At 62.3% G+C, this 13051-nt stretch carries 16 protein-coding genes and 1 tRNA gene; 5 read left to right on the top strand and 12 right to left on the bottom strand.

The genetic code is table 11. From position 1 onward, the window contains the following. Positions 1-99: 99 nt before the first annotated feature. Complete coding sequence (locus M1R55_RS03405; protein WP_249393329.1) at positions 100-636, bottom strand: DUF2721 domain-containing protein; 537 nt, start codon at positions 634-636, stop codon at positions 100-102. 206 nt (positions 637-842) lie between these two features. Here M1R55_RS03405 and tatA point away from each other — a divergent pair, with 206 nt between their 5' ends. Together tatA and M1R55_RS03395 are read left to right on the top strand one after the other, a co-directional pair. Then, on the top strand, positions 843-1157 hold the full coding sequence (tatA, locus tag M1R55_RS03400; RefSeq protein ID WP_249393328.1) for a twin-arginine translocase TatA/TatE family subunit: 315 nt from the start codon (positions 843-845) through the stop codon (positions 1155-1157). 84 nt (positions 1158-1241) lie between these two features. Further along, positions 1242-1331 (top strand) — tRNA-Ser (locus tag M1R55_RS03395). Between the two features lie 88 nt (positions 1332-1419). On the opposite strand, the gene M1R55_RS03390 is transcribed toward M1R55_RS03395, so the two are convergent. The 5 genes from M1R55_RS03390 to gltX form a co-directional block, all read right to left on the bottom strand. Further along, positions 1420-2601 (bottom strand): MFS transporter, encoded by a 1182-nt coding sequence (locus M1R55_RS03390; protein ID WP_249393327.1) that lies wholly within the window; start codon positions 2599-2601, stop codon positions 1420-1422. A 17-nt stretch (positions 2602-2618) separates the two neighbouring features. Continuing rightward, positions 2619-3056: a cobalamin B12-binding domain-containing protein gene (locus M1R55_RS03385; RefSeq protein WP_249393326.1), complete on the bottom strand. Its 438-nt coding sequence runs from the start codon at positions 3054-3056 to the stop codon at positions 2619-2621. Positions 3057-3290: 234 nt separating this feature from the next. Next, a complete protein-coding gene (locus tag M1R55_RS03380) occupies positions 3291-3539 on the bottom strand; it encodes a hypothetical protein (RefSeq protein ID WP_249393325.1) in 249 nt (82 codons plus the stop codon). Between the two features lie 33 nt (positions 3540-3572). After that, positions 3573-3926 (bottom strand): DUF1304 domain-containing protein, encoded by a 354-nt coding sequence (locus M1R55_RS03375; RefSeq protein ID WP_249393324.1) that lies wholly within the window; start codon positions 3924-3926, stop codon positions 3573-3575. Then, the gene (gltX, locus tag M1R55_RS03370; protein WP_249393323.1) at positions 3923-5380 is read right to left on the bottom strand and encodes a glutamate--tRNA ligase; all 1458 of its coding nucleotides are present in this window, start codon (positions 5378-5380) and stop codon (positions 3923-3925) included. Before gltX ends, M1R55_RS03375 begins: the two co-directional genes overlap by 4 nt. 76 nt (positions 5381-5456) lie before the next feature. Here gltX and M1R55_RS03365 point away from each other — a divergent pair, with 76 nt between their 5' ends. Beyond that, entirely contained in the window at positions 5457-5939 is a 483-nt protein-coding gene (locus M1R55_RS03365) for a hypothetical protein (protein ID WP_249393322.1), read from the top strand. A gap of 53 nt (positions 5940-5992) precedes the next feature. Then, positions 5993-7183 (top strand): phosphotransferase, encoded by a 1191-nt coding sequence (locus tag M1R55_RS03360; RefSeq protein WP_249393321.1) that lies wholly within the window; start codon positions 5993-5995, stop codon positions 7181-7183. A gap of 1 nt (position 7184) precedes the next feature. Here M1R55_RS03360 and mutL read toward each other — a convergent pair whose 3' ends face one another. Then, positions 7185-8837, bottom strand: a complete 1653-nt coding sequence (gene mutL, locus M1R55_RS03355) for a DNA mismatch repair endonuclease MutL (RefSeq protein ID WP_249393320.1) — start codon at positions 8835-8837, stop codon at positions 7185-7187. A gap of 135 nt (positions 8838-8972) precedes the next feature. Here mutL and M1R55_RS03350 point away from each other — a divergent pair, with 135 nt between their 5' ends. Next, positions 8973-9605 carry a DUF3885 domain-containing protein gene (locus tag M1R55_RS03350; RefSeq protein ID WP_249393319.1) on the top strand — a complete coding sequence of 211 codons (633 nt, stop codon included), beginning with the start codon at positions 8973-8975 and terminating at the stop codon, positions 9603-9605. A gap of 9 nt (positions 9606-9614) precedes the next feature. On the opposite strand, the gene M1R55_RS03345 is transcribed toward M1R55_RS03350, so the two are convergent. From M1R55_RS03345 to M1R55_RS03325, 5 genes are all read right to left on the bottom strand, one after another. Next, positions 9615-9938 (bottom strand): hypothetical protein, encoded by a 324-nt coding sequence (locus M1R55_RS03345; RefSeq protein WP_249393318.1) that lies wholly within the window; start codon positions 9936-9938, stop codon positions 9615-9617. 161 nt (positions 9939-10099) lie between these two features. After that, positions 10100-10573, bottom strand: coding sequence for a thioesterase family protein (locus M1R55_RS03340; protein ID WP_249393317.1), 474 nt, complete (start codon positions 10571-10573; stop codon positions 10100-10102). Further along, positions 10570-10920 (bottom strand): 4a-hydroxytetrahydrobiopterin dehydratase, encoded by a 351-nt coding sequence (locus M1R55_RS03335; protein WP_249393316.1) that lies wholly within the window; start codon positions 10918-10920, stop codon positions 10570-10572. The genes M1R55_RS03340 and M1R55_RS03335 overlap by 4 nt, the downstream gene beginning before the upstream one ends. A gap of 490 nt (positions 10921-11410) precedes the next feature. Next, the gene (locus tag M1R55_RS03330; RefSeq protein ID WP_249393315.1) at positions 11411-12199 is read right to left on the bottom strand and encodes a CHAD domain-containing protein; all 789 of its coding nucleotides are present in this window, start codon (positions 12197-12199) and stop codon (positions 11411-11413) included. A gap of 148 nt (positions 12200-12347) precedes the next feature. Beyond that, complete coding sequence (locus M1R55_RS03325; protein ID WP_249393314.1) at positions 12348-12944, bottom strand: MSMEG_1061 family FMN-dependent PPOX-type flavoprotein; 597 nt, start codon at positions 12942-12944, stop codon at positions 12348-12350. Positions 12945-13051: the final 107 nt, after the last annotated feature.

Raw genomic sequence — 13051 nt, 5'->3', positions numbered from 1 at the left:
CTTTTTTGGGTTTGTGTTGTAGCGGGGCGAGTCTAGGGGTCAAGGGTTGAAGGATCTAGGGAAGGGCAAAAAGCGTTAGCCAGCGTTTGACTCTTTTCCTTAGACCTTTAGTCCCTCGCTCCTTAGACCTTCCGCACCCTCGTCGTACAATCCCGCATAATGCGCTCCCAGTTTTTCCAAAAAGCGCATTTCTTCGCGGGTGGTAATGGCGCTGAGGGTGGCTTCGTAGCTGAGCAGCAGCGCCCCATAGGCCAGCCCGCCTGCGCCCAAAATGGCGAGGAGAATGGGCATCAGGCCCGTGTCGAAGCTGCCGAGGCTGCCCGCGCCGATCAGGATGCTGGTGCAGACCAACAGCGTGACGGCCAGATAGAAGGCTTGCATGGCCCGCTGGATATAGCGGGTGCGGCGGGTCAGGCGCGGCAATTGCTGAATGATCATGCGTTTTTCGTCGCGGGCCAGCGGCTCCCGTTGCCCTTCTTCACTGACTAAGAACTTGAAGCGGGCGGTGAGTGCCCGCACCCGGTCTGTGCTGCGGCCTAAGCGGGCGCTGGTGCTCATCAGCAGGGTGCCCGCGCCGCTAATCAGTACGGCGGGCGTAATCATGGCTGTCAGAACCGCGAGGCTGGGGTCGGCCATGCCTCTAGCGTAAGGGCTACAGCGGGGCGTGGCTCTGTATAGAGCCAGACACCCCCTAACGCAGACACCCCCCTGACGCGGCCCCCTTAGCCTCGGCAATGGCTGTCAAATTATCACCCATGCTGCGTTTGGCGGGGCGAGGTACGGCGTAAGATAGGCGCACGACGCCGCCCACCCACTCTATGTACGACACGGAGGTACCTAGTATGCCCAATATCGGCCCCGGAGAAATCCTCGTTATTTTACTGATCGCCCTGCTGGTGTTCGGCCCCCGCAAGCTACCCGAATTGGGCAAAAGCTTGGGCGCAGGCATCCGCGAATTCCGCAAAGGAACCGCTGGCCTGAAAGAAGAGTTTGAGGGCAGTATGCGCGACCCGGCCCAATCGGTGGCCCCCGCGCCTGTGCAGACCATCGTTGCCTCTGGCGTGACGCCCGGTGTGGTTATGGCAAAGGAAGTCACGCCTCAGCCCGCGCAGGCCGTCACTCCCACCACTTCCGAAAAAGCGCCTGAGCACGTCTAGCACACGCTTTGCCCGTTTTCCTCTGCCAGTCACCCTAACGGGCATTTGATTTTTGGCCGCGCCTCCGCTAGATTGGCGTGCGCTGGAACGGTGTCCGAGTGGTTGAAGGAGCACGCCTGGAAAGTGTGTAACGGGGCAACCTGTTCGAGAGTTCGAATCTCTCCCGTTCCGCCAAAAGAGCTTGCCTAAGAGTAGGCTGGACTAAAGCAGGGCCGCAATCCCAAAGAGGTTGCGGCCCTAATTTTTGCTTTGGTGTAAAGGTCTAGCGCCGTACCCGCCACGCGCTCACCAGCGGCAGGAGGGCCAGCACCGCGCAGGCGTAGGCAAGGGGCGGGAATCCGGCGCGGGCAATAACGAAGCCGCCCAGCAGGGTTCCTGTGCCCGCCGCGACGTAGCCCAGACCATCGGTGACGCCCTGCACTGCGGGAAAACGGGTCAGGGCTTTGGAACCGCTGACGAACGCCAGATTCCAGCCCAATCCCAACAGGAACATGCTAGCCCCCAACCACGCCGAACCCGCCAGAGGAGCCGTGAGCGCCGCCGCCACCAGCAGCACCGAGCCGCCGATATAGCCCAGCCGCAGCCCAAAGCGGTCTATCAGCGGCCCGGTCAGCCAGCCGAAGCCGAACATGCCCAGAATGTGGCCCGAAATCAGCACGGCAATTCCGGTGTGATCCATGCCCCCATGGTGCGCCCGCAGCGGCGTCAGGCTCATGAGTGTGACCATGATGCCCTGTGCGGCGGCCAATGCCAGCCCCGTAGACCGCACGCCCGGCATAGACATGGCGGCGCGGAGGTGCAGGCGCGCGGCAGCCACCGCAGCCCCCGGAGCCACAGTTGCCGGAGCCACCAGCGGTTTCCAGAACACCATCAGCACGGCGGCCACCGCCAGCAGCAGCCCGCCCATCAGCCAGCCGCCCACTTCGGCACTGACGCCTAGGCCCGCGCCGATGCCTTCCACCACACCCGACGCGCCCGTCATCAGGAAGGAACCCAGCACGCTCATCAGCATCAGTGCGCCCAGCGCCGTGCCGCGCCGCGATTCCGGCACGCTTTCGGCGGCGGCGTAGCGGGCCTGCTGGTAGCCGCCCTGAGCGCCGCCCATCATGACCGCGCCCAGCAGGAATACAGGCACCAAGCCTGCCCGTGCCCCGGCAAAGCCCACCACCGCGCCTGCCGCCCCCAGCGCAAAGGCCAGCCCCAGCCCCAAGCGCCGCCCGGAGCGCAACATCAGCGCCCCGAAAGCGCCTGCCGACAACGCCGCCGCCGCACTGATCAGGGTGCTGGGCAGGCCCGCCAGATGTTCGCTGCCCAGCCCACTCATGACCAGGCTGGCGAGGACGGTGCTGACGGTGGTCGCGCCCGTTGCCAGGGCCTGAGCCGTGTACAGCGGGGCCAAACGCAAATAATCGCTGCGGGTGATCTGGACGCTGCTGGCGCTCATCGCCTGAGCTTGGGCATCTAGGCCTCGCCCTGCGCTTGCCAACGCGCGGTCACTGCCGTTTTCAGGTAAGTGGCGGCGTCTTCGGTGCTGGCTCCCGGCGTAAATACGCGGCCCACGCCCAGTTCCTTCAGCGTCGGCAAATCCTGATCGGGAATGATGCCGCCGCCAAACACAATGATGTCGGTGGCGTCCCGCTCGCGCAGCAGGGCCATGACCTCGCGGAAATAGTGCATATGTGCGCCCGACAAAACGCTGAGGCCGATGGCATCCACGTCTTCTTGCACGGCGGCGTTTACGATCATTTCGGCGGTCTGGCGCAGCCCCGTATACACCACTTCCATGCCCGCGTCGCGCAGCGCCCGCGCCACCACTTTCGCGCCCCGGTCATGCCCGTCCATGCCGGGTTTGGCAATGAGAACCCGAATCCGGCGGTCTGTCGTCTGTTCTGTGTCCATCGTGTCTCCCTATCGCGGCTTACCTCACCGAATTGCCTAACGAGCGTTTGGCTGCATTGTAGAGGCAAGCAGGGCGAGGAGGGGCCAGCTGCTGGCGCGGGGACTAAGGGTCTAGGGTCGAAGGATCTACGAAGGGCGGTTGCGAAAAGCTTGTGCTTGGGCGTTGGCCTTGCCGAAGCTGCCCCCGCCGTCACCCCACCTGATCTTTACCTTAGACCCTCAGACTCTTGACCCTTAGACCGTCCCAGCGTCGCTGCCCCCCGCTGAGCCAGCACCCAGCACCCGCAGATTTCCGTAAGCGCCGTCCCGTTCCACGCCAATTTCGGCTTCTATCGCCAGCACGATACGGTTCACGCGGTTGGCCGTTTCGCCCAGTTCGCGGGCAAGGCTGCGGGCTGTCCATTGCCCCGGCTCGGCCTGAAGCTTCAGCAGCACCTTTACCGCGAGGCGTTCGAGACTTACTCCACTGCTGTTGGCAACCATACTTCTCCTGTAGAGCTTAGTGAGCGATGAAGCTTATTTTGCGATCAGTACGGCCAAAATCGCCAGCACTGCCGGAACAGTCTGAATAAACAGAATCCGGCGGTTGGCGGTGGCGGCCCCGTACAGACCCGCCACCGCCACGCAGCCGAGGAAAAACAGTTGAATGGCCGGAGCCTGCGTAAACAAGCCCCAGAACAGACCCGCCGCCAAAAAGCCGTTGTAGAGGCCCTGATTGGCGGCCAGTGCTGCGCTGGCGTTGGCAAATTCGGGCGTCGTACCAAAGGCTTTCATGGCGCGGGGCGTGCGCCACAGGAACATTTCTAACACCAGAATGTACACGTGCAGCACGGCAATCAGGGCCACCAGCAGGCCAGCTACAAAGCTCATGCAGGCCGCGCCGCACGTTCTATTCGGGCCACCACGCGCTCGCGGCCCAGCGTTTCCAGTACCGTCAGCAAGTCCGGGCTTTCCATCGTCCCGGCCACCGCTGCACGCACAGGCGGCATCACTTTGCCCAGTTTCAGGCCCTGTTCCTCGGCAAACGTGCCAAAGGCTTCCTTGATGCTGGCGGCGTCAAAGGTGGGCAGGTTCTTCAGGCGCGAGGCCAGTTCGGGCAGCAACGGGCGGGCGTCGTCTATGGCCTTCTGCGCCTTCTCGTTCACGGGGTACTGCTCTGACCAGAAGTACCCGGTCTTGTCCAAAAACTCCGAGAAGACTTCCATGCGAGGAATCAGCATCGTCACCACAGCGCGGAAATAATCGTCGAGCGGCAGGTCGTGTTTCTGATCTTGCAGGTAGGCGTGCAGGCGGCGGGCGACCTCGTCCTCGCTCAGTACCTCGCGCAGGTATTTGCCGTTCAGCCAGTTCAGTTTGGCCAGATCAAAGACTGGGCCGCCCAGCGTCACGTCTTCCAGCCGGAACACGCGCCGAAATTCGGCCAGGTCGAACACTTCCAACCCGTCCGGGTGCGTCCAGCCCATCGTTGCCAGGAAGTTCAGCATGGCCCCCGGCAGGTAGCCCTGCTGCTGGTACCACTCCACACTCGTCGGATTCTTGCGCTTGCTGATCTTGGACTTGTCGGCGTTTCTGAGCAGCGGCATATGCGCGAACACGGGTTCCGGCCAGCCGAAGGCGCGGTACAGCAGCACATGAATGGGCGTGGACGTGATCCATTCCTCGGCCCGCACTACATGTGTGACGCCCATCAGGCGGTCATCCACCACGTTGGCAAGGTGATAGGTGGGGTAGCCATCGGCCTTCAGCAGCACCTTGTCGTCAATTTCGCGGTTCTGGAAGGCAATCGGTTTTCTGAGCACGTCGCTGACCACCGTTTCGCCGTTGTGCGGCACCTTCAGGCGGATCACGGCTTCGGCTCCGGCGTCTACACGTCGCTGTGCGTCCTGGGCGTCTAGTTCGCGGGAAGGCACGGCGATGATGTGGCCTTCTGCCTGCGCCGCATCCCGCAGGGCCGTCAATTCTTCCGATGTTTCAAAGGCGTAATAGGCCGCGCCCGACGCCACGAGTTGCCGCGCATAGTCGCCGTACAGGTCAAAACGCTCGGATTGGCGGTAAGGGCCGTTGGGGCCGCCCTGCAAAGGGCTTTCATCGGGCGTGAGGCCCAACCACTGCATCATCGTAAAAATTCGTTTTTCGCTGTCGGGCACGTAGCGGTTGCGGTCTGTATCTTCTATTCGCAGGATGAATTTGCCGCCTGCTTGCTGAGCCAGCGTGTGGTTGAACAGGCCAATGTAAGCCGTGCCGACGTGTGGATCACCTGTGGGACTGGGCGCAATTCGGGTCACGACGGGGCGTGTTGTGGGAGAGGAAGACTGGTCAGACATAAGCTCAGGATACGGCCTCTTGGAATACGGCGCAGATAGGGCAACGCGGTGGGGCCGGATGGTTTACGATGACCGCATGCCCACTTCGCGCCGTTTGTTGCCTGCCCTGTGGTTGCCCGCTCTGGCCCTCGCCTCCTGCAACTACGGCAGCATCTCCAACGAGGCCAACATAGACATCAGCGGCGAGTATGTAGGCCGGATCGTGGGGAGTGATGGCAAAAGCGCCCTGCTGGACGTGACAGTGGCCGAAAAGGACTTGCGCGTGACGGGCACGGTCAAGAGCCGTGATACGGGAGAAACCTTCAATGTGGTCGGCACCCGTAGCGTGTACGATGCCAGCCCGGTCACCGCCGACATGACCGCCGATCTGGGCAGCGGCAGCGTATGTGAGGGTGGATTTACCGACAAGTACGTTATTCGCGCTACTTTTATTCGGGGCAACCGCTATACCGGAGCAGGGGCCACCGGATACGTGACCCACAGCGTGTGCAAGGCCAGCACCAAATCTTATGATTACAGTGCTTTTAATAGCGGCAGTTTGGAACTGTCGCGCAAATAAGCTCGCCCATCAACCCCACTCCCCTGATCATCTGGCATCCAGACGGCGTTCGGGTGTTGCGGCAGGCGGGCGAGTGGCCGATGCTGCCTGCTGGGGCGCAGGCCGACTTGCTCGCCCTGATCCGCGCTGAATGGAATCTGGAAACTTGGCTGCTGCACGACGGTGGCCTCAGTTTTGGCCTGGAAGGTATGCCCCGCTTGCAGGCGTTGTCTGACTTCCTTCCAGATGGGTGGGCGTGGGCGGTGGCCGCCGTGCCACCCCTGCCCGGAGCGCGGGAATGGCAGCGTCTGGGCTGGTTTCCTGTTCTGAAGGCCCGATTGGAAGGTGTGCTGAGCGAGTATGGACTGCCTCCTGCTGGCCTGCTGAAACTGCTGTCTAGCAACGATTTAGGGATGGTGGTCGAGGCGGCTACGTCAAGCGATTCGGTGTTCCTCAAAGTCACCGCCCATCCGCGTGAGGTGGCCGTGACTGCTCATCTGGCCCAGCAACACCCAGCCCTGCTTCCACCTGTGCTGCACGCCGACGCCGCGACAGCAACGCTGGTTACGAGCTCTGGTGGAATCTTGCTGGACGGCGTGGGGAATCTTGAGGCTTGGACGGCGGCCCTGCGCCAATTGGCCAATTTTCAAACCGCAGCCGATGCCCCAGCTTTGGCCACGTTGGGCTGCCCCGCTTTTCCCTTGCTGGACATGGCGCAGCGCGTGGATGCCTTCCTGTCCGACACGGTCACACTCACCGATTGGGGCTTGAAGCCCGAAAAAATTGCCACCCTGCAAGCGGCGCGGCCCGTCATCCGCGCCAGTTTTGGGGCATTGGCGGCGCACGGCCTCCCCGATCTACCCGCACACGGCGACGCCCATCCTAGGAATGCGCTGACCGGAGTAGGGGAGAGCCTCTGGTTCGACTGGAGCGAGGCGGCAAGCGCGGCACATCCGTTTATGGATGCAGGCTGGTTTCTGGCCTTTGCGCTGCACCCAGCGCGGGCGAAGCTGCCCATCAGAATCGCTTGTCCAGACCTAGAATCCCGGCTGAGCACGGCCTATCTGCAAACTTTAGGTTGCCCAGATGCCTCGGTGTTGTTGGCCCAAAGTATCCCGCTGGCCCTGCTGCACCGCGCCGTGCTGTACGACGCCCGCTTCCGCGACTGGCACGGCACGGTTCCGAATTGGCGGCCCCAGTATGTGCCCTACTATCTGGGTTTGGCGGCGCGGGAAGTAGATCGGCTGCCCAGGCTCACCCGCTGACCTAGCGCCCCACCCGTTCGGCCTCGTCCCGGCCCCGCGCCACATCCCGCGTGCCGCGCCGCCCGAAGGCGTGGGCCAATTCGCGCTCCGACATTCGCAACGTGGTCGGGCGTCCGTGGGGGCAGCTCCAGGGTTGTTCGCAGGCGTTCAGGGCAGCCAGTACCGCCTCGCCGCGCTCCAGGGTCAGCATTCCGGCCTTCAGAGCCGGGGCGCAGGCCAGCCGGGCCAAGACGTCGCGGCGGGGGTCGGGGTGGTCGCCCAGCGCACCGTCAATGATTTGCTGATGCAGCCTGGGCACAGGCAGCGCGGCAAGGGTGGCGGGCAGGGTTCGCAGGCGGGCCAATCCCGCGCCAAAGTCTTCGATGGTCAGGCCCCAGCCGCGCAGTTCCGCGCCGCGTTCGGCCAGGCGGGCCGTCTGTTCGGGTGTCAGGTGCAGTAACTCTGGCTCTGGCAATTCCAGCGGCGGTGCGGCCCCCAGTTCGCGGGCAAATTGTTCGTACAGGGCGCGTTCGTGGGCGGCGTGGGCGTCTATCACCCACAAATCTCCCTCGCCCTCGGCCAGCAAGTACAGGCCCTGAAACACTCCCGACAACCGCAGCGCCGGAAAGTTGGCCCGTTCGCGGGGCGTGTGCGGCGGCGTGGGCAAACTCAGGGCGGGAGCGAGGCGGGCCTGTGCCAGAGGATGCGTGGCCAGCGCAGTTTGCACGGCTTCCCTGACCCGCGCCGCCACGCCCGCAAGGTCGGCCAACGCCACCACCTGTTTGGCCGGATGCACGTTGGGATTGTGGTCTTCGGGGGCCACCCGGATGTCCAGCACGGTCAGCGGAGCCACGCCCGCAGGCAGCAATTCGGCGTAGCCTTCCAGTACAGCCTTTTCCAGTTCTGGTGGGGCCACGATAGGCCGCCCGTTCACCGAAAAATGCATCCGGTCACGGCGGGCGCGGGTCAGTTCGGGGCCGGAAATGACACCGCAAATGCCGTTTGCCTGCACCTTCAGCACGCGGTTGGCGTTCAGCGGCCCGTACACACTCGCCACCGCCCCCCGGTGATCGCTGGGGGCGTGGGTCAGGCGAGCTTCCTCGTCCACGGTCAGTCGCCAGTGCAGGCCGGGATGGTGCAGCACGTAGCGTCCCACCAGTACAGTAATTTCACGCGCTTCGGCGGCGGCTGGGGCCTGGGTTCGCAGGCGGGCAGGCAGGCGGGCGAACAGGCGGCGCACCGTCACCGTGGTGCCTGCCGGGGCCGAAGTTCGCCGCACCGTCACATCGTCGCCGTGGGCCTGCACCTCAGACGCGCCCACCTGCGCCGCTGGACGCGACACCAGATGCAGTTCGCCCGCCTGAGCCGCTGCCCAGAGTGCCTCGCCCCGGAAGCCCAAAGTCGTCACGCGCTCCACGGCGTCTGCATCGGGTTCCAACTTGCTCGTGGCGTGCCGCACCGTTGCCAGTGCCGCGCCGTCTGCCGCGATGCCCGCACCGTTGTCGCGCACCCGCATCAGCCCCAAGCCGCCGCCCTCAATCTCAATTTCGAGGCGGCTGGCTCCGGCGTCCAGCGCGTTCTCGATCAGTTCCCGCACCACGTCCAGCGGGCGCGACACCACCTCGCCCGCAGCGATCAGGCGGGCAATGTGGGGGGGCAGCACACGAATGGTCATGGGTAGGGGCAGTTTAGAACGCGGCAGCGAGTGGGAATGTCGTTTGGGGTGGGGTTTCGTTGTGGCCTAGTCACATTATGAATCTCTGGTTATTTATTGACTCTGCTCAGAGCAAGTGGTTACACTCCAGCCTCAGTGAGAGAAGAAACCGCCGACTACTGGACGCAAATTCAAAATGTCTTTGGGGCGAAGGCTTTCACTGCTGGACTGTTTTATGAGCATCCTTCTGCCCTCCGCTTTGAACTGTCGCGGGGCGGCTCATACCTTGAGATGTTCACACGAGCCTATGACCTGTCCCGAACCATCTTGGCGCAGGCTTTTGGCAGTTCACCGCGTCTGCTCGTTGCGCTTTCGTATTTCAGCGAACCTCCAGGGCCGACACGCAGCCAGCGCCGTACATTCAAACAAGCTCTGAAGGCTTGCGGTGTGCTCCTCCCCTCAGATCATCAGGAAGTGTGCTTGGTGCATTTAGAAGAGGACGGCCATTTGCTGAGCCGGGTCTTTGTCTTATTTGAGATACAACGGGAAGAGTTGCATTTACTGCTTTGGGGTGTCTTGGCGTCAGAGTTAGGCATCCGCCCCCGACTTCAGTGCAGTCTCTATATTGCCAATATTTTCCAGAGCCTCTTGGCGCACCCATACGATGATCGCGGAATGGACTTGATCGCTCCCGACGCCTCGCTCCTCGCTGGTCTCTATCAAGTCTTCAATGCCAATTTACTTGACTTTGACCGCGAGCGGATGGATAAGACATTTTTAGATTGCTAGAAGTTTACTTTATGCCTCGTCTATCTGCCGCAACCGCTCTAGCCGCGCTGCCAATTCTGGCAATTCCAGTCCGCGTAAGGCTTTGGCACTGCGCGTCAGCCCCGCTTCGTCAATCATGCCCTGATTCCACCCGGCAATCAGCATGGCGCAGCCCTGAAGCGCGTCGGTCACGAGTTCTTTATGGAACATGGCTGCCAGATTGCTCGCCTGTGCGGGTTGCGTCTGCTGGGCCTGCGCCTGCACGTCCATCACGACTTGCATAAAAATCTGATCGAGGCGGGCACGGTCATTGGCGTCGATGGTTTTGTCTGCTTGGGGGGCGTTGTCGGTCATACGTAGCAGTCTAAAGGTCAAGGGTCGAAGGGTCTAAGCAGGGTGAATAGGTGGTGCTTGAGCTTTGGCACAGGCTGTGCCACCCGATACCTCACCCACTCTTTCCCTTAGTCCTCCTAGACCCTAGCCCCTTAGACCAGCGCCTTCACCATCCCAGCCTCCTAAAATCCAAATCGCTCCATCACTTCCGGCGGCGTGCGCTTGGGCCTGCCGCTCACGGGGTCCACCCAGACCCACGTCGTCTGACATTCGGCCAACCGCACGCCGTTCGTATCCTCCGCGTCGCCTTCGTTCAGGCGGTCTAGCGTATAGGCCCGCACGCTCCGCACGCCCACCGAGGTGGTCAGGGCGGTACGAATCCGCACGCGGTCTCCCAGAAGGGCGGGCTTGTGGTAATCGATGACGTGCTGGCGGGCCACTGGAACGGCTCCCAACGCGATCAGGGCGTCGGTGCCCATGCCGAGGCGCACAGCGTGGGCGCGGGCGGCCTGTTCGCACCACGTCAGGTAGACCGTGTTGTTCACGTGCGACAGGTCGTCCAGGTCGGTCTGTGCAACGGTCAGGGTCAGGGCGTGCTTGCGGGAGTCGGCCAGACCGTCCCACAGCACATCGGCGTCAGGAATAGAGAGCTTCACCCGGCAATTTCACCTTTGTGCTCATCGGTTGGCTCTAGGCCTGCAATTAGCCCATTCACAGCCCGTGCGCCCTCGATATCGGCCATCGTCACGCCGCCCGCATCGTGCGTAAAGTAGCTCAGTTTCACGCGGCGGAAATGGATGGTGATGTCTGGGTGGTGGTTTTGCGCCTCGGCCAGTGCGGCGACCTGCACGGCAAAATTCACGCCGTCCTGATAGCTCTCAAAAGTCACATCACGGAAAAGCGTCCCCTCGCCGCCCCACCAGCCGTCGGGCTTCAGGTCTTGCACATCTCCATCAGTCATCTTGCGCTCAGGATCGAATGCCATTCGCGGGTCGTAAGCCATACCGAGCATGGTAGGGCGCGGCACGGTGCACCGTGCAGAGTTGAAACACGGTTCAAGAGACTAAGGCAACTGACCCTTTACGCAGGTCAGGGCTATGTAATGTAGACCCATTTCTCATGAAGAAATCTTAGGATAAGATCAGTTGTTCATCAGTTTGCCTGTGCTCCCGCACCCCATCGCTTCTCTCGTCATCTAACGAGGTGCTTATGACTGCATTCTTTTCCCGCTTATTTGGCCGCCGCCCCCGTCCTGTTGCTCCGAAAAAAGTGTTACCACCGATTACCGAGTTGGACTTGCTGCGGGCGCTCGGCTGCGACGAATAACAATCAGACTTAGATTAAACAGGCCCATGCCTTTACAAAGAGGTGGGCCTGCTTGCTGGTTTCTCTGTTCTTCGGATTCCGCGATCTGGAGGTTGGCGCGAAAGGGTGCAGAGTCCGTCTGTGTTCCTCCTTGCTCTGCTATGTAGCTTTGCAAGTCGATTTCCGTATCAGCCGCGGGTTTTCTCCGGCTGAGATTTGCTGTGCAGGAATGTCTCTAGCGCGGGCCAGGCTTGCCTGATTTGCTGCTGAGATTCTTGCCGCGCCTTCTGCTCCCGTTCTATCAGGGCGTCTTTGGAATGTGGTAGCCACGTTTCTGTGGTCAAAATGTCTAGCACCACTTCGGCGTCTTGCAATCGCCCCAAACCGTCCAGCACGTCCGTCAGGGCGGTGGGCGCTGGCTCTAGCAGTTCCAGCGTGTAGCGGTAGTGCTTCAGAGTCTTGCGCCACTCGTGCCAGGTCTCCGTTTTTCTGGCCCGCAGAACCTTGGGGGCAGCGTCCAGAATCTCTGCGCTCTGCTCGGCCAACGCTGCCCATACCTTGCGCTTAAAGTGCTTCGGGCGCGGCACATCCTTGATGAGCCTGGGCAAGTGCAGAGCAGCCAATGCCTCGGCCCGCTTGCCCTGCCAGCCCCGCTCGAACGCCGCGATCTCGGTTGCGGAGGCGTTCAGTTCCTCCAGGGCGGCCCGCACATGCTCGCCCGCCGCATCCCGGTCACGGATGGGGGCCACGGCGCGGCGCAGATCCCGCCAGGCCCGCCGCACTTTTTTCGGAGCGTCCGTGAGGGCCAGTTCTGCGGCCACTTTGCGCGTCAGCTTGCGGGCCTCATGAACCGCTTTGGGGTCGCCGCTTTGTACGGCTGGCAGTAGCTTGGTCAGGCGTTCACTGGGTGTTTTAGTCTTCTTGGCACTGGACTTCTTGCGTTGTTGTTCGGGCGCTTGGTCTGAGTGTGCGGCCATCTGAAGTCGGTCTCCTCTGGCTTTCCGGTGAGGACAAGGGGTGGTGCAGGGGAAGGCCGTTTTCAGCCTACTGTGTGGTCAACAGCCCGCACAGCGACGAGAACGCTGTTTTAGTGCTTGATAAACCCTGAGACTGGAGGTTCCGAGTTCAGCTGGTCTGACTCGCCAGCGTATTCCGTTCCACATGGCCCTTGAAAATGGCCGCGAAATCTGGGCGCTGTTGAGGCGTCAGGTGGCGCTGTGGATTCCACAATTCTGCGGCAGAAAAGGCGCGGGGGCAATGCATAAACGCCTCACGCACAGCGATGGAAATAACCAACCGGGGCAACTTGCCCGCCCCTTCAAAGCGCCCCAACAACTCGGGATCGGTGCTGAGGCGGGCGCGGCCATTGACTCTGACGACCTCATTCACGCCGGGCAGCACAAAAATCAGCCCCACTTCCGGGTTCTCAACAATGTTCCGCAGGCTGTCGAGGCGGTTGTTGCCGGGGCGGTCAGGCAGCAGCAGCGTGTAGGGGTCGGGCACCTGCACGGTTCCGGCGGGATCGCCACGCGGCGAGCAATCGAGGTGGCCCTGTGCATTGGCCGTCGCCAAAAAACACAGCGGAGACAGGGCCAGGCTGCCGCGCAGGCCGTCATCTATGTGGTCAATGACTTTCAGAGAAACGCTGGCATTGGGGGCGGGGTACAGGCCTTCTAAGGCGCTGAGGCTGAGAACGGCGTGTGGGTCAGCGGGTGCGGTCATGGGAGCCTCGGCGGGGTGGGGGAGAGGGTGAATACTGCGTGTATCTCCACTCTAGTTCAACTGATCTGGACTCCAAGCGGTTTGGCTGGCCGGAGCATAGGCCACAC

The organism is Deinococcus sp. QL22 (assembly GCF_023370075.1).
Classification (GTDB): Bacteria; Deinococcota; Deinococci; order Deinococcales; family Deinococcaceae; genus Deinococcus.
Note: the sequence above shows the minus strand (reverse complement) of the source record. Positions and strands in the feature narration are given on the sequence as shown.

Coding starts and splice junctions, on each gene's coding strand:
- tatA (WP_249393328.1), top strand. CDS start 843: ATGCCCAATATCGGCCCCGGAGAAATCCTCGTTATTTTACTGATCGCC.
- M1R55_RS03380 (WP_249393325.1), bottom strand. CDS start 3,539: ATGGTTGCCAACAGCAGTGGAGTAAGTCTCGAACGCCTCGCGGTAAAG.
- M1R55_RS03335 (WP_249393316.1), bottom strand. CDS start 10,920: ATGGCTTACGACCCGCGAATGGCATTCGATCCTGAGCGCAAGATGACT.
- M1R55_RS03365 (WP_249393322.1), top strand. CDS start 5,457: ATGCCCACTTCGCGCCGTTTGTTGCCTGCCCTGTGGTTGCCCGCTCTG.
- mutL (WP_249393320.1), bottom strand. CDS start 8,837: ATGACCATTCGTGTGCTGCCCCCCCACATTGCCCGCCTGATCGCTGCG.
- M1R55_RS03390 (WP_249393327.1), bottom strand. CDS start 2,601: ATGAGCGCCAGCAGCGTCCAGATCACCCGCAGCGATTATTTGCGTTTG.
- M1R55_RS03385 (WP_249393326.1), bottom strand. CDS start 3,056: ATGGACACAGAACAGACGACAGACCGCCGGATTCGGGTTCTCATTGCC.
- M1R55_RS03345 (WP_249393318.1), bottom strand. CDS start 9,938: ATGACCGACAACGCCCCCCAAGCAGACAAAACCATCGACGCCAATGAC.
- M1R55_RS03325 (WP_249393314.1), bottom strand. CDS start 12,944: ATGACCGCACCCGCTGACCCACACGCCGTTCTCAGCCTCAGCGCCTTA.
- M1R55_RS03375 (WP_249393324.1), bottom strand. CDS start 3,926: ATGAGCTTTGTAGCTGGCCTGCTGGTGGCCCTGATTGCCGTGCTGCAC.
- gltX (WP_249393323.1), bottom strand. CDS start 5,380: ATGTCTGACCAGTCTTCCTCTCCCACAACACGCCCCGTCGTGACCCGA.
- M1R55_RS03330 (WP_249393315.1), bottom strand. CDS start 12,199: ATGGCCGCACACTCAGACCAAGCGCCCGAACAACAACGCAAGAAGTCC.
- M1R55_RS03405 (WP_249393329.1), bottom strand. CDS start 636: ATGGCCGACCCCAGCCTCGCGGTTCTGACAGCCATGATTACGCCCGCC.